The organism is Paenibacillus sp. FSL M7-0896 (assembly GCF_037975415.1).
GTDB lineage: Bacteria > Bacillota > Bacilli > Paenibacillales > Paenibacillaceae > Paenibacillus_AQ > Paenibacillus_AQ silagei.
Map to the genome: position 1 here is coordinate 639116 of NZ_CP150250.1, position 19631 is coordinate 658746.

Here is a 19631-nt window from a genome sequence, read left to right on the forward strand (position 1 = left end):
TGCGGGTGAGAAATAAAGCTCCATTAAGAGCAGCGTGAAGATGGGCAGAATGAGGCCGGATGAAGCTACAAGTAGCGGTATGGGAAATGTCAGGAGGGCCTAAAAAACTCCCGCCCGCAGCAGCGGACAGGAGGGGGATTCGTGAACAGTAACGGAGCAGCAGCAACTGGATGCGGGTGACAGGAGCAAAAACTACTGTAAGTTAGATTGGGATATACATACGGTTATAGTATTCATCCAGCATGCGCTTGGTGGCGAACTCGGTGCGGGTGGTCTCGATGCTGCGGTGCATCATCTGCACCCACTTGGCCTGATTCTCATAGAAGACCGGGAGGACGCGGTTCAGAAGGGTCTCGTACAGTGCATCGCTGTCATGCTGGTCAAGCACCGCAAAGTCGGTAGTCTCGAAGCCGTCACCGATCTGCCAGCCGTTCTCGCCGTCGATGCAGGCCTCCGGCCACCAGCCGTCCAGGATGGAGCAGTTCAGAACGCCGTTCATGGCGGCCTTCATTCCGGAGGTTCCGCTGGCTTCGAGCGGTCTGCGCGGATTGTTCAGCCAGATGTCAGAGCCGCGGGTCAGCTGGGCTCCGATGGTCATATCGTAGTTCTCCAGGAAGACTACGCTCTTCGGATATTTGCGCATCATGGCTACAAGGTTGCTGACGATCCGCTTGCCGTTGTCGTCCAGCGGGTGCGCCTTGCCGGAGAACACAATCTGAATCTTGCCGCTCTCCAGGTACGGCTCTATAATATCCGGCCGGGAGAAGATCAAGTCACTGCGCTTGTAGGGAGCGGCGCGGCGGGAGAACCCGATCAGCAGATGCTCTGGATTCAGGGCGATCCTGGAGCGTTCTTCGATGAAGCTGATCAGCTCCTGCTTGATCTCCTTGTGGACGGCCCACAGGTCGCCGCCCTCCTCAAAAGCACGGGTCATCCGCTCATCTACCCAGGTAGGGGTGTGAATCGCATTGGTGATGCCGATGATCTCGGATCTGCCGGCGACTTCCTTCCACATCTTGTTGGCAGTATCGGCATGAAGCTGGGCGACCGCATTCGAGATCCGCGACAGCCTTAGACCAGCGACGGTCATATTGAACGGCTCCCCGCCGATCCGCTCCATCTGCGCCCGGGTTAAGCCATTAAAGGCCCCCATGTACTCCAGCCGGTCCAGCGGATGGGTCTCGTTGCCTTCCTTAATCGGTGTATGTGTAGTGAACACAACCTCTTCCCGTGTAGCCTTCCAGGCTTCTTCAAAGGTACTGCCGCCTGACATCTTCTCCCGGATCAGCTCGATTGCAGCGAGCGCCGCATGTCCCTCGTTGAAGTGATAGACATCGATCTTAATTCCTAGAGCGCGCATGGCTTTGACGCCGCCGATGCCCAGCACGATCTCCTGGGCAATCCGCTCCTCCCCGAACCAGCCGTAGAGCTGGCCGGTAATCCAGGCATCACTGTTCTCCGGGATATCGGTGTCGAGCAAATAGAGCGGACGGTTACCGAAATGGTCGGTTCTCCACACTTTGCAGACCACATCGGTCTTTCTGACTTTTACCGTGACCTTGACACCCGTATCTTCCAGGAAGTCGTACACATAGTTGTGGTAAGAGTCGTAGGGGTTGCCGTCCGCATCAATCTTCTGGTCCGTGTAGCCCTGTTTCCATTTGAGTCCGATGGGGATGATGGGTGCCCCGATATCCTGCGCGCCCTTGATGTAATCTCCGGCCAGAATGCCGAGGCCTCCGGCGTACATTTTGAAATCGGAATGCAGTCCATACTCCATGCTGAAATAAGCTACTGACGGTAAGTGGTTCTCGCTCACGTGATAAGCCTCCTAAGTGCGATTTAGATAATAACGAGTTGCTGCAGGCTGTATCTAAGATGCAAACGTTTGCTCAATAAGGCAGGACGGGCTCTGGAAGCGATTGCACCATCATTCTAGCATATTTATCCTTAAAAAGCACAGCGGAGTTTCGGTGACAACTGGCTGCCTGCGGAGCCGATAAATAAAATTTGATAAACCTGCCGGAAGGCCATAAGATAAGGGGAGTAAAAATGTACAAGCTTCATCTAAACCATAAAGCAAACAATAAACCAAGTGGTGGTGTAAAGGATTGAGTATAGTCGTAATTGGAAGTCTGAATATGGATATGGTCGTGCGGGCAGAGCGCGCGCCGGAGGCGGGTGAGACCCTGTTCGGTCAGGGTTTCGCTCTGTCTCCGGGCGGAAAAGGGGCGAATCAGGCCGTTGCGGCGGCCAGGCTGGGCGCGGATGTGACGATGATCGGCAGAGTGGGAAAGGATGCTTTTGGCAGCGGGCTGCTGGAGATTATGGAGCAGGAGCGGGTTCATACCGAGTATATCTCGCTGAGTGAATCCCAGGCTACAGGGGTGGCTTCCATTGTGGTCGACGGGTCCGGTGAGAACCGGATCATCGTAGTGCCTGGCGCGAATGTGGAGATGAAGCCGGAGGATATTGAAGCACTTGAGACAGTGATCAGCGGAGCCGGGATCGTGGTGATGCAGCTGGAGACGGATCTGGCGATGTGCGAGGCTGCGGCAGTCCTGGCGTTCCGGCATGGGATTCCGGTGATTCTTAATCCGGCTCCGGCCCAGCCGCTGAGCGATGAACTGCTGCACCATATCACCTACCTGACTCCGAATGAGACAGAAGCGGGGATTCTGGCCGGTATCGCTGTGGAGAGTGTGGATGATGCAGAGCGTGCGGCCCGGATGATGCTGTCAAAAGGGGTCCGGCATGTCATTGTAACGCTGGGCTCCAAAGGGGCGCTAATCGTGGATGCTGCCGGAAGCCGGCATGTCCAGGGGTTCCCGGTGCAGGCGGTAGATACGGTCGCAGCCGGAGATTCCTTCAACGGGGCGCTGGCCTGGCAGCTGACCTGCGGCAGGACGCTGGAGGAAGCAGTCCGCTTCGCCAATGCTGTCGGTGCGCTGGCGGTGGGCAAGACGGGTGCGATTGCTTCTCTGCCCAGACTGGAAGAGGTGGAGCAGTTCCTGCGGACAGCTGCTAATGCAGAGCCACAAGACCTGTAGATCCCAGTAGATTCCGTGTGTGTGATAGAGGAAGCACTTGCTATATAAGACGCACTAAAGAAATTAACGAAAAGCAAAAAGAAGCGGAGGGGAAATTTGGAACTGTAGGAGCGGTAGCGTCCGCCTGAAAGCTTTCCGAAGGAAAGCTCGCATCGTAAGCATCAGCTAATCAACGGATTTCAACCGCGAGTAGCGGATTAAATCAAAGAAATCTGTTGACGGGCAGCGGCCGGAAGTCCAAATGTTCACCGCAGCGACGACCAAGCTTCGAGTTCAAACCTTAAGTGCGTTTTATATAACAGACAAATTAAGCGGGGAGCGTCAGAGGAAGCTCTGAGACTCCGGGTCCGCTAAGGAGCTGACACGTTTGAGCGGTACAGTAACCGTCAAGAATATAACCCTCGGAGAAGGGATGCCCAAAATCTGTGTTCCGCTGGTCGGAACGACGCGGACGGAGCTGCGTGAAGAAGCTGAGGCGCTAATCGCACTGGCGCCGGATGTGGTGGAGTGGCGCAGTGATTTCTTCACGGAGGTGGAAGATATTAATGCCGTAACTCAGGTGCTGGAGGACATTCAGCGTCTGCTGCCGGAGATTCCGCTGATCTTCACCTTCCGCAGCACCAAGGAGGGCGGGGAGAAGGAAATCTCCACCGCCTATTACTTCGAGTTGAACCTGGCTGCGGTAGAGAGCGGACTGGTGGATATTGTGGATGTGGAGCTGTTCCATGAGGAAGCGGAAGTCCGCAAGCTGATTGCCGCAGCGCATGGGCAGGCGGTGTTCGTGATTGTCTCGAATCATGATTTCCACGGGACACCGTCCGAGGAGGAGATCGTATCCCGGCTGCGCCGGGCGCAGGAGCTGGGCGGCGATCTGCCCAAGATTGCCGTAATGCCGCAGGGTCCAGCCGATGTGCTGACCCTGCTGGCGGCGACGAACCGGATGCAGGAGCAGTATGCGGACCGTCCGATCATTACGATGTCGATGGCCGGGGAGGGCGTGATCAGCCGGCTGGCGGGGGAGATCTTCGGCTCGGCGCTGACCTTCGGTGCGGCGCATAAGCCTTCGGCACCGGGGCAGGTGGCAGTCGCCGAGCTGCGCGGTGTGCTGGAGCTGCTGCACCGCAGCTTGTAGCGGCTGCCGGTTCAGACGCAGCAGGAATGAAGATTGACAGGGGTGTTTCCGGCCGGTATTACGGTGGAAGCACCCTTTTGCATATAGAGAGAGGTAGCAAATAGCGGGCGGAGTTTGAAACTGTAGCTGCCCATGCCCTACAATGGAGGCAACCAAGTAGAAGGGGCGGAGCGCCGATGACAGAATTGATTCTGGTGGTGGAGGATGAGGTGAGAATTGCCCGTCTGCTGCAGATTGAGCTGGAATGCGAGGGATACCGTGTGTCCATTGCCGGGAGCGGCCATCAGGGGCTGGAGATGTACCAGGAGCAGCAGCCGGATCTGTTATTGCTGGATGTGATGCTGCCTGGATTCAGCGGCATAGAGCTGCTGCGGCGAATCCGGGCGGGTGATCCCGATACGCCGGTGCTGCTGCTTACAGCCAAAAGCTCGGTAGAGGATAAAGTATCAGGCCTGGACCTTGGGGCCAATGATTATATTACGAAGCCGTTTCAAATTGAGGAGCTGCTGGCGCGTGTCCGTGCTGCGCTGCGGCTGGCCTCGGGGCGGAGGAGAGAGGAAGCCGTCAACCTGCTGATGGCAGAGGATCTGGAGCTGAACGAAACTACGCGGGAGGTGAAACGGGCAGGCCGGAGCATCGAGCTGACTCCCCGAGAGTTCGACCTGCTGGTCTACCTGCTGAAGAATAAGCGCCAGGTGCTGAACAGGGAACAGATCATGGCTGCCGTCTGGGGATACGATTATTACGGCGATACGAACATTGTGGATGTCTATATCCGCTATGTCCGCAAAAAAATTACGCTGGACCACCAGCCTGAATTGATTCATACCGTGCGGGGCGTTGGTTATGTGCTGAAGGATGCCCCATGAAGCTGCGGAGCACCATTCATCTGTATTCCAGCGTGCTGTTCGCCGTGCTGCTTATCCTCATGAATCTGTTCATCTACGCCGTGTTCAGCCGGATGTCACTAGACAGCCAGCTCGGGCAGGCATCTGCCGAGACAGCCAGAATTGCTGCCGCGATGAGAAAAGCGGGAGACGGGGTAACGGCACCGGAGCTGCTCCGGGCATATGTGCCGGTGGAGGGAATGCTGCGGCTGCTCACTGTGGACGGAGGCGGACCGGCGCCGGTCACCTCAGCCTCGGGGCAGGAGATCAGCCGGCTGAAGCCGGTCTACCATCCCGGGAAGCAGGCGGAGCGGGTCCGGGTGGACGGACGCTTGTATGCGTTCGTGAGCGTTCCCGTCATCTGGACGGACGGGAACGTCCTGAATGTCCAGATGACCAAAAGTCTGGAGGGCACGATGGATACCTTGCGGGTGCTGCGGCTGGTCCTTGCAGGCGCTACGCTTGCGGTGCTGCTTCCGCTGCTGCTCTCCGGCCGCCTGTTGTCGGGCCTGATTATGCGGCCCATCGTCCAAATGACGGCGACTATGCGGGAGATTCAGCGCAGCGGGAAATTCCGCAGGCTTCCGCTGAAAGCACACTCGAAGGATGAGCTGGTGGAGATGGGGCATACCTTCAACGACATGATAGGCCTCTTAGAGAGCAATTATGTGAAGCAGGAGAAATTCGTGTCGGATGCCTCCCATGAGCTGCGCACACCGCTGACGGTTATTGAGAGCTATGCCAGTCTGCTGAAGCGCAGAGGGCGGGATCACCCGGAGCTGTTCGATGAATCGGTTGAGGCCATCCATTCCGAAGCTGTGCGGATGAAGGAAATGACGGAGCAGCTCCTGCTGCTGGCGAAGCACCCGGAGCAGTGGGATCTGGAGCTGAAGGTGATGGATCTGGAGGAGCTGGTGCGTTCTTCGGCGAAGGCTTTTCATAATGCGTACGGGAGAGAGGTCACGGTTCAGGTCAAGGGGTCACCCGAAGGCTACAGCGATGAAGCGAAGCTCCGGCAGCTGCTGTTCATCTTCCTGGACAATGCCCGCAAATACAGCGATGAGCAGATAACCGTGCGTATTGAGGCTGCCGGGCAGGAACGGATGATTGTGATTACCGACCGCGGCATTGGAATTCCGCCGGAGGAGCTGCCGAAGATATTCGACCGTTTCTATAGAGTGGATGAGGCGAGAACCCGTGAGAACGGAGGGGCAGGCCTGGGGCTGTCGCTAGCCGCAGAGATCGCGGGGGCGATCGGAGCGGAGCTGTCCATGGATAGTACGGTAGGCCTGGGAACCTCGGTGACGATCCGCATGGCTGCGGACCGCAGGGGAGGTGGACAATGAAGCAGCATCCAAGGAATAAGAGCAAAATGTACAAGGTAGTCATAGCTATGGTGGTCTTCCTGCTGTTGGCTTGGGTTGCCTTCCGGATATTCGGGAAAAATTCGGAGCCGCTGTTATCCAGAGATCAGGCTACGCTGGCTGTGCTGAGCGAATATCCCGGTAAGGTAGACAGTCTCAAGCTGCAAGCCGGAGCTTATATAGCGGTGCTTCAGACGGAGCAAGGACGGTATGAGCTGAAGCTGGACGGAGTTACCGGCGAGATTCTCTCCATCGTGCTGCTGAAGCGCGTGGACGAACCGGCGGTGCAGCCTACGTCTGCCGCTACTCCAGCTCCATCTGGCGGAGCTGATGCTACCCCGTCACCAGCACCTACCCCGGCAGCGCAGAGCGTAGTCTCCGAAGCGGAGGCTGTCAGGCTGGCTCTGCGTGAGGTACCGGGGGAGCTGGACGATGTGGATACGGGAATTGATGCGGCAGGTGCTTATTATCTGGTGGAGATTCATACTTCAGACGGGCGGGAGGCCGTAGTCCAGGTGAATGCCATCTCGGGCCATATTATGTCTGTGACCTGGGAAGAGCCGGATGGGGACGATTCCTAGGGTATCTGTTTTTTTCTCAGCGAATTCTAATGTTACTCCCGCTGTTCTCTCAGATTGTAGCGTTATAGTTACTACATGAAGCAGCGAAGAATGAACTTAGGAGGCGTTAACATTGAAGACAAAGATATGGAGCAGTATCACGGCGGCAGCACTTATTCTCGGAGGCGCTTATGGTATAGGCGAGCTGAAGGGCAGTACGGCAGATGCAGCCGCAGCAGTGAAGAGTCAGAGCAAAACGTTAATTAGTGTAAGCAAAGCCGAGCAGATTGCCTTGAAGGCAGCTCCGGGACAGGTGGAGAGCATCGATCTGGAGAAGAAGGCCAGCGGCACGTTTTACGATATCGAAATTCAGCAGACCAAGCAGGAGATAGATGTCCGGGTAGATGCTTATTCGGGAAAAGTGATCAGCGTGCGCAAGGATGCAGACGATGATGACTCTCATGAGGCAGCTCCGGCCTCAGGCGGCAAGCTGATTACCGCAGGCAAGGCGGCTGAGGTGGCTCAAGCTGCTGTGAAGGGGACGGTCACCGAGATTGATCTGGACCGGGACCATGGAGGAGCTGTCTATGAGGTTGAAGTCAGGAACGGGCAGGTCAAGACAGAAGTAGGTGTCGATGCGTATACTGCCAAGGTTGTGTACACCGATACAGATTCGGACGAGGATGATGATTGATATGTAAAAAAGAGGCAGCCGTATCCGGCTGCCTCTTTGCTATGCCAAACGATTACGTCTACTGCTTCGCTCCAGTATACACATGCACTGCATCCCGCAGGAACGCGGCCATGCCGGGGCGGCGCTGGTCGTAATAAGCGGTGAAGCGCTCATCATCGACATACATCTGGGCTACGCCTGCATGGGCTTCCTTGGTGTACGTATCCCAATAGAAGCTGAGCCACTGGCGGTGCAGATCGGCGGCCTTTTGCGCCGGTTCGCTTGCCGAGTCGCCTTCCTCCATCGCCTGCTCCAGTGACGCGAACATATCGGCCTCCAGCTGTTGAAGGGCAGCGTACTGCTCCTCCGTCATATGGCTGAGCTTGCGGTTCGACTGCTCCACAGCTTCCGCGCCGTATTTCTCCCGGATCTCCTGGCCGTACTTCTGCTCGTTATCGTCAATCAGCTTCTGCTTGAAGCCTGCGAATTTCTCCTGATTACTCATTGGACTTCTCCCTTCTGTGTGTGCAATGGTCTGCTCGACGTTCGCGATGAGCCGGTCCAGCTGCTGTCTCCGCTGAAGCAACTGGTCATGGTGCTCACGCAGGGCGCGGGCGCCGTCGAAGGAGGGCGAATGGACAATATCTCTGATCGCCGCAAGGCTTAGGCCCAGTTCCCGGTAGAAGAGAATCTGCTGCAACAGGTCTACCTCAGCCTGGCCGTAGATCCGGTATCCCGAGGAGCTGATTCTGGACGGCTTCAGAATGCCGAATTCATCGTAATACCGCAAGGTCCGTGCACTGATCCCCGCGAGTGTCCCCAGCTTCTGCACCGTATATTCCATGGTCCAATCTGCCTCCAATCTGTCTTGGTGTATACAGCAGAGAACGGGTTCAAGGCGTTCCCGCCGGGTAAGCGGCCGCTTACAGATCTAACTGTATACTTTGACGTAACGGCAAGGTCAACTCTTAATTTGTATAATAACCAGACAGCAGGGCGGGTAACCGTGTGCTGGAAAAGCAAACAGCGGCAACCGCCCAGGCTATGCCTCGGGAGATCGCCGCTGCTGCGCGGGCATATGGGGTTATTTCTTGCTAAGCTGGGCGGTGAAATACGCCTTAAGCTCTGCCAGCTTCCGGGGGTCCGCCAGGGCATCCTCCGCAGGGAAGTAATGCTCGGCGACCAGCTCCCAGGTGGGGACGATTTTTTGGGCGGTCATGGCTTTGATGGCGATCTTAACCGTCTTGCGTTCCCTTGCGTTCGAGAAGGTATCGACATAGTGTTGGGAACGGCCGAAGTCCAGCTCGCTGAAGACTGCGTGGAAGATCTCCGCCGTCATCTTGGCATCGTCCAGCGCGCGGTGGGCGGAGCCGGAAGGCTCCAGACCGAAGAGGGCCATGGCCCCTTCGACGCTGATGTCGTTACTGAGGCCGCGGGCGCGCAGGACGCCCTTGAGCAGATCGAAGTAGGTGGCCTCCATCCAGTAGGCATCATCCATCTTGTGCATCCGCACATCCTGGATAATCCGCTTCATATCCTCGCCGCCCCAGGTTAAGAGCAGCACGCCGTCAGCGCTCTGGTCAAGCCACGCTCTGAAGGCGGTAATGACCTTCGGGAACCGGCTGGCGACGTCGATATCCTCCTGGGGGATGCCGGTTTTTTTCTTGATGAATGAATTCAGGGTGGAGAAGTATATGGGTCTGATTAAGGCTGAGAATTCATCCTTAACCTGCAATGAAGCGTCTAACCGGACCGCTCCGATCTCAATGACCTCCATAGGATGCTCGCTGGCAAATTTGCGGCCGTTGAATTCGATGTCCAGAATAATATAATCCACAGGTAATGCCTCCGTTTCAGTGACTGGCGCCAGGATTGCACGGAAATGCGCCGACCCTTCTATTTTAGCAAAAAAAGAGCTGTACAGATACCGGATGCTCTGTATCCGCACAAATTTGAATTTTCGGCGGGGGAACGGGTTGATTTCTAGGAAATCGGGTAATGAACTAGATAATCTGTCGAATAGAGCTATTGAGGTAAGGAGGGAAGGCCATGAAGCTGTATGTAACCGTCAAAAGCCTGGGCAAACGCAGGCCGGTGCTGGAGCGTAAGGAGCTGCTGCTTGCTGACCGTCCGCAGACGCTGCGCGCGTTGATTTCTGAGATTGTAGCCGGGCAGGTGCAGGCGATGCTGGAGCGGCAGGAGCGGGGAGATCTAATCCCTTACCTGACCGCAAATGAAATTGCGGAGCAGGGTGATAACGGCAAGGTCGGATTCGGTACGGTGTACGGTGAGACGAAGCCTGAGGTAGAGCAGGCTACGGCTGCAGCACTGCTTGCTTACGAAGACGGATTGTACAAGGTATTCGTGCAGGAAGCGGAATGTTCCGCGCTGGATGAGCCGCTGAGGCTCGAAGAGGGCGATGAGCTGACGCTGATCCGGTTCACGATGCTGGCAGGAAGACTATGGTGAGGGAGATGACAGGATGAAAATCGGAAATGCAGAGTGGGAGACTCAGTGGTACGCGGATGTTGAGAACAAAGCCAAAGGGCTGAAGGGGGAAGGCGCGGAGCTGGCAGGCCTGCTCGCGGAGTTCAGCAAGAACCGCTACCTTCATGAAGGGGAGGATTCGCTGGACCGCTTCCTTGTTATCATGGATGATCGCGCTGCGGCGGCTCAGGCTGATTTTACGGGATACTGGGAGCCGCTGATGGGGATCATGCAGCAGCTGTACAGCACACATACCGTTGAGCTTGCACGTTACATAGTTAAGCATGTAGTGGAGTACCCTTATTCCATAGGGTATCTGCGCCGGCCGTTCCGGACCCGGGAGGTTCAGGCGCACCGGATGCAGATCCTCCGCAAAATCAATGCCCTGATCTATATGGAGTTAATTGAATTCTCGTTACCGGAGTACCTGAAGGGGGATTATGAAAAGGATTACAGTATCTCTTACCGTGTAGATGTTGCCGTTCCCGATGTAATCGCCTATGAGCTGGACCGCAGCGGCAGCGGAATGGAAGATCTGCTTAAGGATGCGGTGTACGGGGACAACCAGGGGGCGCTGCTCAGCCGCAATATGATAAAAGGTGCATTCCTCAGCCATAACCAGGCTGCTGTTCAGATGATTGGCGAGCTGCTGCTCGCTGCCCGGCTGCAGGAGGGACTGCGCCAGTCCATTATGGAGACGATGGATGAGGGGACGATAGAGAACAACCTGTATATGCTGAAGGTGATTCTGGACAATGATCTCGTGCACTACAGCTCGGTGGTGCGTGCCCTGGGCGTATGGACGGGGATGGGTCTGGAAGCCCAGAATCAGCGGGTGGCGAAGCAGTTGATTGAAGGAGCCTATCAGGTGCTGACGGATGAAGCGCTTCGGGCTGACTGGCTGACCAGCGAGAATGCCAACCATGTCTACCTGAGCTTGTGGGGGACGGCTGTCTATGAGGAGAATGAACTGATCGGCAAGGTGGATGTCCTGATGGAACAGGGCCAGTCCTACCAGAAGATTGTAGCAGAGTATGTACTTTCCGGCAGCCAGAACCGGGAGGTGCGCCTGAGCAGCGCCCGGAAGTATCTGAAGGAGCAAGAGCCGGAGCTGCTGTACTGGATTCTGACGAATTATAATTATGATTATAACCGGATGTGGAGAGGGCCGAAGGATAATGGGCCGAAGATCGAGGTCGTAACGAGCCCGCAGCTTGAGGATAAAAGCGAGCGGCAGCGCGACTTCAGCCTGCTGATGGATATCTTCCTGAATCCGGACAGCCGGGAGCTGACCGGTACCTCTAAGGTGCTGGATTTCCTGCAGGTCAGCTACACCCGTGATCTGCCGGTCCAAAAGATGCTTTATCTGATCTCCTATGATATGGACCCGGCCTGGGTGAATGAATTGCTGGCGCTGAAGGACAAGCTCAGCACGGACATACGGGGGGAGCTGCTGAATTACTTCGTGCAGCATACGGAGGATACCGTACAGCGCGAATTCATCTTCGCCAGCCTCTCCGACAAGAGTATCAAGAACCGGGAGCTGGCGCTGGACCTGGCGCAGGGGCTGACCCTGGCGGAGGATGAGCTGCTGATGGCCGAAGGGCTGCTGAAGCTTAAGACCGGTACGCTACGGCAGAGCGTGACCCGGATGCTGCTGAATCAGCCGGATGAAGCGCTGAAGGAGTCCGTCCACAGACTGGTGCAGGGCAAGAATGCCCTGCAGCGGCAGGCAGGGCTGGAGATTATGACCGTGTTGTTCCAGGATGAAGAGCGGCAGGCACTCTTTGAAGCGGTCCGTCCGCTGGCGGAGGCGCTGGAGAAGCCTTCCGACCAGGAGCGCGAGCTGATCGCGAGGCTGAGCCAGAAGAATGAGTATACGAAGGCTAATGGCTTCGGCTTGTTCGATCCGCAGCAGACGGAGGAGTGGCTGACTCAGGGGCCTGTACTTGACGGATTCGCCTGGGATCAGGTGTTCAAGCTGTCCTTGGAGCAGATCAAGACATTCCTTAAGGGACTGGACAACACGATCCACAAGCACCGCGACGTAGAGTACGAGGTTGAGTATTACAGCGGGTATAAGGACACGGTGCTGATCGGCACTAACCTCAGACCGTTGCAGGGGTACTTACTTAACGATGAGGAGAGTGGCAAATCCGCCCTCGAACAGTACCCGCTGCATGAAGCATGGGCTGAATATTGGGACAAGAGCGGCTGGAGCGCCCGGGATCTGATAGAGTTGAACTTCTATATCAGCCTGGAAGAGCTGGATGAGACCCTGGATAACTATGACGGTTACGACACCTTAGGAATTGATGATAAGGAACTTAGCAAGCAGAAGCTGCTGTCCGGGTGGCGCAAGGAGTTCGCGTCAGAGGTCTACCCGCTGGAGCAGATCGAGGCTGTGCTGAAGCTAGTGGACAAGCTGAAGTACAGATGGCAGGTAGAGACGCTGCTGGATGCGTACCGCGCGGACCACAAGAGCCCGGAGGGCTTCCGCCAAGTGAATGGTGCGGTGAATGCGCTGATGGCTGCGTTCCCGGAGGAGAAGCTTGGGGCGGACTGGCCTTTCCTGTCTGTGCTGGCTGAGCCGTGGGTCGATATGGTGCAGAAGCTATGGAACGGAGCAGAGGAGTTCAAGGAGATGTTCCGTACCTGCTACCGGTTCGAGGGGATCAGCGGAGGCGAAGAGCGGGACAGCATCATCGGACTGAAGCACTACGTTGAGGCCTTCACCAGTGGAATCATCCGCGAAGAGACGCTGCTTAAGGAGCTGCTGCTGAGTAAGGATGCACGCAACCATATGAGCTGGATCAGTTCACGCAGATATGATTGGATCGAAGACAGTCCACAGATGGTTGCACTACGCACACGGATCATCGACCGTCTGCTGGCGGTTGAGCTGGGACGCGGCGACCTGCCGACTGAGGTGACCGGCATGACGATGGGGCTGCAGCGGATAGAGGGCCTGGAGTATTGTATCCGTATCCTGTCAGGGCTGAACAAGGATACCTTCGTGCGCGGGTACGTGTATGGCTATGGCAACAATATTACGAAGAAGGAGTCCTTCAGCCATCTGCTCAAGGTATGTTATCCGCGTGAGGGCGATAATGCGGAGCTCCTGAAGACCTTGCTGCAGGAGTACAAGCTGTCCGATCAAAAGCTGCTGGAAGCCGCCATGTACGCCCCGCAGTGGATCGAGATCATTGCCGAATACCTGGGCTGGGAAGGGCTTCGCAGCGGGGCCTGGTACTTCCACGCCCACATTAACGAGAGCTTCTCGGCCGAAAAAGAGACGGTGGTGGCGCATTACTCGCCGATCACGCCGCAGGAGTTCAACGACGGCGCCTTCGATGTGAACTGGTTCCAGTCCGCCTACAAGGAGCTTGGACAAGAGCGGTTCGAGCTGCTCTATGACTGTGCCAAGTACATCTCTGCCGGTGCGAACCACCGCCGTTCCCAGCTGTTCGCCGACGCCACGCTCGGCAAGCTGAACCTGGAAGAGATGAAGCAGTCTGTGGAGCAGAAGCGGGGCAAGGATCATCTGCTCAGCTATAGTCTGATTCCGCTGGGAGAAGACCGCGAGCAGGATATCCGCGTGCGTTATGAGTTCATCCAGCGCTTCCTGGCGGAGAGCAAGAAGTTCGGCGCACAGCGCCGCGCCAGCGAAGGCCAGGCCGTACAGATTGCTCTTGGCAACCTGGCGCGCAATGCCGGATATGCCGATGTCACCCGCCTGATCTGGGATATGGAGGCGCGCAAGCTGGATGATTATGCTGCGTACTTCGAGCCGTATGAGCTGGACGCAGAGACCTTCGTCTCGCTTAGTATCGACGAAGAAGGGCAAAGCGATTATGTGGTGACCAGCAAGGGGAAGGCGCTGAAGTCGGTGCCCGCACGCTTCAAGAAGCATGAGTGGATTGAAGCGCTGAAGGAGGCCAAGAGCGAGCTTACCGGGCAGTTCCGGCGCGCCCGGGCTGAACTGGAGCGGTCGATGGAGTCCGGCAGCGGCTTCACGCCGGCAGAGATTGCCGGGCTGAGCCGGAATCCGGTGCTGGCACCGCTGATTAGCAAGCTGGTGCTGATGAGCGGCGATGCGTTGGGATATTACGATGCGGATCAGGGGGCGCTGGTAAGTCCTGCGGGTGAATCCACGGCCCTGAGCGGGGAGACTGTGCTGCGGATAGCCCATCCGCTGGATCTATACCGCAGCGGACAATGGAGCCTGTACCAGAAGGATCTGTTCGACCGTCAGCTCCGCCAGCCGTTCAAGCAGGTCTTCCGCGAGCTGTATCTGCCGAATGAGGATGAGCTGGCCCATGGCGTGCTGTCCCGCCGTTATGCGGGCCATCAGGTGCAGCCGAGCAAGACGGTCGCCCTTCTGAAGGGGCGGCAGTGGACGGTCAGCTATGAGGAAGGGCTGCAGAAGGTGTTCTATGCCGAGAACCTGATCGTCCGGCTCTATGCCATGGCGGACTGGTTCTCACCGGCCGATACCGAAGCGCCGACATTGGAGACAGTGCAGTTCTTCGACCGGAAGACGTACAAGGGCGTGCCGCTCGATCAGGTGCCGCCAGTGCTGTTCTCGGAGGTTATGCGGGATGTGGATCTGGTCGTTAGCGTGGCCCATGTCGGCGGCGTCGATCCGGAAGCGAGCCTGACGACTGTAGAGATGCGCCGGGTCATCGTCAGCGAATCGCTGCGGCTGCTGAAGATTGAGAACGTCCGACTGGACGGCAATTATGCACGGATTGACGGTACACTGGGCGAGTATGCTGTGCATCTGGGCAGCGGCCAGGCGTACAAGCAGGCCGCGGGCGCCCTGTCCATTATTCCGGTGCATTCGCAGCACCGGGGGCGGTTGTTCCTGCCCTTCCTGGACGAGGACCCGCGTACAGCGGAGGTACTCTCCAAGGTCGTGCTGCTCGCTGATGATACGAAGATCAAAGACCCGCAGATTCTGGTACAGCTGAGCAGATGAGCGGCTGCGCGGGTGGGGGAACGGATTGTGCACGGACGGGACACGGCTTACCGCAGCCGTATATAGAGCAATGCCACAGGCACCGGTGCTGAATTTCAGCGCCGGTGTTTTTGTCGCGGGAGGAGGAAGGTGAAGCTGCCTCTTATGGCTAGACGGGGATGCGTGGGCGGAATGTAATCGAAAAACCGAACACATTTTGCTGGTGGGGGGTGCGAGAGCGGAATGTAATCGAAAAACCGATTACATTTGGCTGGCGAGGGGTGCGTGGACCAAATGAAATCGAAAAACCGATCACATTGGGCGGCCGCATAATCTGGGTCACGCTAGATATCGCGGGAAGGCAGTTGAATGGAGATCAGAGAGCGGCGGGCGAGTTGAGCAGATTATTAATTTCGCATTCGCGCATATTTTTGCCCGGATTCCCGGTCAATAATACTGCGTTTGTAGAATGGAAAGCGGGAAAAGCAGGGAATGGGTCCTGCAATGGCGAATTTTGGAGGGGAAAGCGAGGAATAAGCAATGAAGAACAAGCTCCGCCGAAATCTGCAGTCTTTGCAAGACGCATACGCATCATTATGCGGATTGACAATTATTATTACCGATCAAGCGGACAAACGAATAACAGAACCCTCCGGCTTAACCGAGATGGCATCTCTGTTGTTCGGTTCTCCTTGTGCAACCGCTGAACATGCAATTGCGAACCTGCTGGAGAAGGTCAGGAATGTATCGAAAACTATTGTCTATGAAACCCGCTCCGGGCTGAAAATGCTGATTACCTCCATCGGGATCTGTAAGCAAAGGCCCTATTATATTCTGACAGGCGTCTGGGTGGACGGTTGTACGAAAGAGCTGATTACCGGCAGGATTCATGAAACCGTTCCCCCCGGAGAATGCGAGGACTGGATTCAGGCTCTGGATAAGGTACCGGTATTGGATCAGGAGGGCGTCGCCAGGATTATCAGCCAATTGGATATACTGGCTGATACCGTGCAGGCTCTGCTTGAACGGGAGCAGGGCGGAGAATATTCTGCGTATGACCTGCAGCTTATGAATCTGATTTATCTGCTGGACCCGGCGAGCCCGGAGTGGCTGCAAGGAATACTGGGCATTGTGGTACGTATTCTGGGAGTGGAATTTGCGGGCTATGCCAGTAATGCTGCAGACGGGGACCAATTCACAGTGGTGGAGACAACCGGTATGCCGAAGGATAACTCCCTGCAGGGGGCTTCTTTTTTTTACGGTGAGGGATTTCTGGGACAGGTGGGGCTCTCCAAGCAAATGGGGTACTGGAGGAATGCTGACCGCGATCTGCGGATTTCTTTTTTTGCTGCGCATGGGGTAAGGCCAAAGGTGCTAATCTGCTATCCCATCAAATACAAGGACAAGCTGTATGGATTATTGTATGCCGGAGACCCGGTCCGCCCGGAGCTGACGGAGGAGCAGGCTGATATGGGTATGCTGGTGGCCCATCAGCTCGCTGCTTCCATGTATCATATGGAGAGCGAAGCGCTGTATGAACGTCAAAGGAAGAGGCATGATGCCTATAAAGAAATTGTCCAAGGGATTCTGGTTACTCAGGATAAGGAGGATTACCTGCAGCTGTTCATTGAGTTTTTCCAGCAGCAGCTAGGCAGTCCGTTCATGTGCTTGTTATTACATACGCCTGACGAGGCCGGACTGAGGATCTATTCTTCCTCTTCTGCTCCAAATGAACTGTACACCGTCTACGCAGAAGATGCTGAACAGATCTATTTCGCTGACGGGATACCGGGGTTCAACCTGCTGAACAAGCCGATCCGGCGGGAATGGAAGAGCTGGCAGCTGGTAGAGCATCCTATGGTATTTGAACAAAGGCTGCTGGGGTTATTCACGGTCCAGTTCAGTGATGAGGGGCAGCGGCGGGAATATGAAACGATTTTTCATATGACCAATGTGCTGCTAGTGACCAAGCTGCTTGCCCAGCAGCCTCAGAACACGCCCTCCGGAACTGACTTCATGCGGCTGCTCCAGGATAATCTGCTGATACAGCAGCCGGTAGTACATAGCAGAGCTGCAGATATCCGAAGGCTTGCACAGGACTTGTTGGAGCCGTTAAGTCACTCTGCGGAAGAGATGGAATGGATTGGCCAGGCCGCGCTCCTTGCTCCATATCCTATAGGGCTGCTGATCAAATACCTGGGTGATATTCCTGCTGTATGTGTTTTGCGCCATATGCACTATTACCTGACGGATTACAATGGGCAAGAGGATGTAGGAGAAAGTTCCCATCTGTACTTGGCGAAGGTCTTGCTTATGCTCACGAAGTATACGGAGCAGGGCGGCAGGCAATGGAAGGAAACACTTCCTATACCCGTGCCCGAGCCACTTATGCGTTCCTTTGAGCAACTGATAGCTCCTCCGCCGGTTGCAGTGCAGCAAGAGGGAGGCGTACGTTTTACTACCCGGGAAAACGATATCCTGGATGGTCTGCTGACAGGCCTCAATAACAAGCAAATTGCGGAGAAACTGTTTATCAGTACGCATACTGTCAAGAATCACATAACCAAAATCTACGAGAAGCTTGGTGTGCATAGCAGATCACAGGCGATCTCGCAAATATATCAAGCTACCGGCAAAAAAGATTCTTTATAAAAGCAATGATTACGCAGCATGTAAGCGTACATTGCTTTTTTTGTGCAAATATAAGAATTTATGGGTTTCACGCTATACATTATCCTTCTATTCCTCGCTGAAACGGTACCGTCCTTTAAAAGGACGGCAAAGCCGTTTCCACTTGATAAAGGAAAGAAGGCCTGTAGAAAACAGGAAGATTATGTCGAAACTTAGGAACCAATGGCGATAGGCGCAGAGGCCTTACGTTATACATAATAGGGGAAGCTTTGTAGGCTCGACAAAATACATATTGAGGAGTGCTTCATTTGAAACTAAACATCCGCACCAAATTGTTGGGAGGCTTTCTGGTTATTGTAGCGTTGCTTATATTTATCAGCGGGCTATCGATTATGAAAATGGCGGGCATGAACAGTAACTCTGTACAGATGCAGAGCTACAACTTCCCCGCGCTCGTCAATATTGCTGAGATCCGGACCGAGCTGTACAAGCTGCGCGGTGATCTGTTCAAGCTTATCCTCGAAACCGATGATTCGGTGAAGGAGGAGATTCAGGCAGTTATTAAAGCGGATCAGGACAAAATTGCTGACCGGATGAAGGTCTATGGAGAGCTCGCACTGAATGCGGATCAACGGGCTGCGTTAGAGATCATTAAGCAGAGCGTGGATAACTATAACCAATCCGTACCCAAAGTCAATGACCTGCTGGATAAAGATCAGAATACGCAGGCCTACGGCGTCTTAATCGACGCACTGCCTGATTTGCAGAAGGCTCAGGATACCGCCGATCTGGCCGCCAGTAATGTAATCGAAGGTGCAGATGAACGGATCGACTCTACGGTTGCCAGCTATACCACGGGAAGATTGATGATCCTGATCATCTCCATCTTTGCGGCACTTGCAGCCATTGTGCTGGGCATCGTGATCTCGCAGGGAATTGTGGGTCCGGTGTCCAAGCTGCTCGCTGCGATGGTCCGCATGGCAGATGGTGACCTCAGGGAGGAGATTGCGATCAAGAACCGGGATGAGTTCGGCCGGCTGGCCGCAGCAGCCAATGAGATGATTACCAGCCTGCGCAAGCTGATCGGCGGGACGGTCGAAGCGGCGCAAAGTGTCGCGGCCTCCTCTGAGGAAATATCGGCAACCACCGAAGAAATCGCCAGCGGCAGCCAATCCCAGGCCCAGGCGGCGCAAAATATCAATCAGCTGGTTCAGGATCTGACCCGGGGCATCGATGAGGTTGCGAAGAATGCCGAGCAGGCATCGGAGCTGTCGCTGCTGACGCGTCAGGGTGCTGAGGAGGGAAGCACTGCGGTAAGAGAATCCGGCCTTGGTATGAGTAATCTGTCGGAGAAGATGGAACTGCTTGAGCAGGATTCCCAGAAGATCGGCGAAATAATCGAGGTGATTGATGAGATTGCCGAGCAGACCAATCTGCTGGCGCTCAATGCAGCGATTGAGGCAGCGCGTGCCGGTGAGCAGGGACGGGGCTTCGCCGTTGTCGCCGATGAGGTCCGCAAGCTGGCTGAACGGAGCAGTGAAGCGACCAAACAGATTGCCCTGATCATCCGGGTGATGCAGAAGAATACGGTTCTGAGTGTGCAGGCTGTCAGTGACGTATCGGCCCTGTCCGAGCGTACAGAGCGGCTGATCGATGGTATCGTTACCCGCGTCAATGATACTACCCAGCAGATTACAGGCATCGCTGCGGCTTGTGAGGAACAGGCGGCGCAGACGAACGAGGTGCTGCTCTCGATTGAATCCATTGCGGCCGGAAGCCAGGAATCCGCCGCAGCAGCCGAGGAGACGGCCTCCTCCTCGCAAATGCTCGCCTCCTTGGCGGATGAACTGAATAGCTCGGTGTCGGTGTTCAGATTGTAGAGGGGGA

13 protein-coding genes are annotated in these 19631 nt (G+C 55.8%); 10 read left to right on the top strand and 3 right to left on the bottom strand.

Translation table 11 applies throughout. The annotated features are described in order from the left end of the window. Positions 1-202 precede the first annotated feature (202 nt). The gene (glgP, locus tag MKY12_RS02690) at positions 203-1819 is read right to left on the bottom strand and encodes an alpha-glucan family phosphorylase (RefSeq protein ID WP_339312817.1); all 1617 of its coding nucleotides are present in this window, start codon (positions 1817-1819) and stop codon (positions 203-205) included. A 292-nt stretch (positions 1820-2111) separates the two neighbouring features. On the opposite strand from glgP, the gene rbsK reads away from it, so the two are divergent. From rbsK to MKY12_RS02720, 6 genes are all read left to right on the top strand, one after another. After that, the gene (gene rbsK / locus MKY12_RS02695) at positions 2112-3050 is read left to right on the top strand and encodes a ribokinase (protein WP_339312818.1); all 939 of its coding nucleotides are present in this window, start codon (positions 2112-2114) and stop codon (positions 3048-3050) included. A 367-nt stretch (positions 3051-3417) separates the two neighbouring features. Continuing rightward, on the top strand, positions 3418-4182 hold the full coding sequence (aroD, locus tag MKY12_RS02700; protein WP_339312820.1) for a type I 3-dehydroquinate dehydratase: 765 nt from the start codon (positions 3418-3420) through the stop codon (positions 4180-4182). A 176-nt stretch (positions 4183-4358) separates the two neighbouring features. Further along, on the top strand, positions 4359-5051 hold the full coding sequence (locus MKY12_RS02705) for a response regulator transcription factor (RefSeq protein WP_036731210.1): 693 nt from the start codon (positions 4359-4361) through the stop codon (positions 5049-5051). After that, positions 5048-6415, top strand: a complete 1368-nt coding sequence (locus MKY12_RS02710; protein ID WP_209877062.1) for a HAMP domain-containing sensor histidine kinase — start codon at positions 5048-5050, stop codon at positions 6413-6415. The genes MKY12_RS02705 and MKY12_RS02710 overlap by 4 nt, the downstream gene beginning before the upstream one ends. After that, positions 6412-7014, top strand: a complete 603-nt coding sequence (locus tag MKY12_RS02715; RefSeq protein ID WP_339312823.1) for a PepSY domain-containing protein — start codon at positions 6412-6414, stop codon at positions 7012-7014. Before MKY12_RS02710 ends, MKY12_RS02715 begins: the two co-directional genes overlap by 4 nt. A gap of 112 nt (positions 7015-7126) precedes the next feature. After that, positions 7127-7687, top strand: a complete 561-nt coding sequence (locus tag MKY12_RS02720; protein ID WP_339312824.1) for a PepSY domain-containing protein — start codon at positions 7127-7129, stop codon at positions 7685-7687. 58 nt (positions 7688-7745) lie between these two features. Here MKY12_RS02720 and MKY12_RS02725 read toward each other — a convergent pair whose 3' ends face one another. Next, entirely contained in the window at positions 7746-8510 is a 765-nt protein-coding gene (locus tag MKY12_RS02725) for a MerR family transcriptional regulator (RefSeq protein WP_339312826.1), read from the bottom strand. Positions 8511-8750: 240 nt separating this feature from the next. Then, positions 8751-9503: a 3'-5' exonuclease gene (locus MKY12_RS02730; protein WP_339312828.1), complete on the bottom strand. Its 753-nt coding sequence runs from the start codon at positions 9501-9503 to the stop codon at positions 8751-8753. A gap of 212 nt (positions 9504-9715) precedes the next feature. Between MKY12_RS02730 and MKY12_RS02735 the strand changes: the two genes are divergently transcribed. The 4 genes from MKY12_RS02735 to MKY12_RS02750 all read left to right on the top strand — a co-directional run bounded on the left by MKY12_RS02735 (position 9716) and on the right by MKY12_RS02750 (position 19624). After that, positions 9716-10135, top strand: coding sequence for a hypothetical protein (locus MKY12_RS02735; RefSeq protein WP_036731220.1), 420 nt, complete (start codon positions 9716-9718; stop codon positions 10133-10135). Positions 10136-10148: 13 nt separating this feature from the next. Then, complete coding sequence (locus MKY12_RS02740) at positions 10149-15134, top strand: DUF4132 domain-containing protein (protein WP_339312830.1); 4986 nt, start codon at positions 10149-10151, stop codon at positions 15132-15134. Positions 15135-15653: 519 nt separating this feature from the next. Further along, positions 15654-17765, top strand: coding sequence for a LuxR C-terminal-related transcriptional regulator (locus MKY12_RS02745; protein WP_339253697.1), 2112 nt, complete (start codon positions 15654-15656; stop codon positions 17763-17765). Between the two features lie 287 nt (positions 17766-18052). Continuing rightward, positions 18053-19624: a methyl-accepting chemotaxis protein gene (locus MKY12_RS02750; RefSeq protein WP_339253699.1), complete on the top strand. Its 1572-nt coding sequence runs from the start codon at positions 18053-18055 to the stop codon at positions 19622-19624. Positions 19625-19631 lie beyond the last annotated feature (7 nt).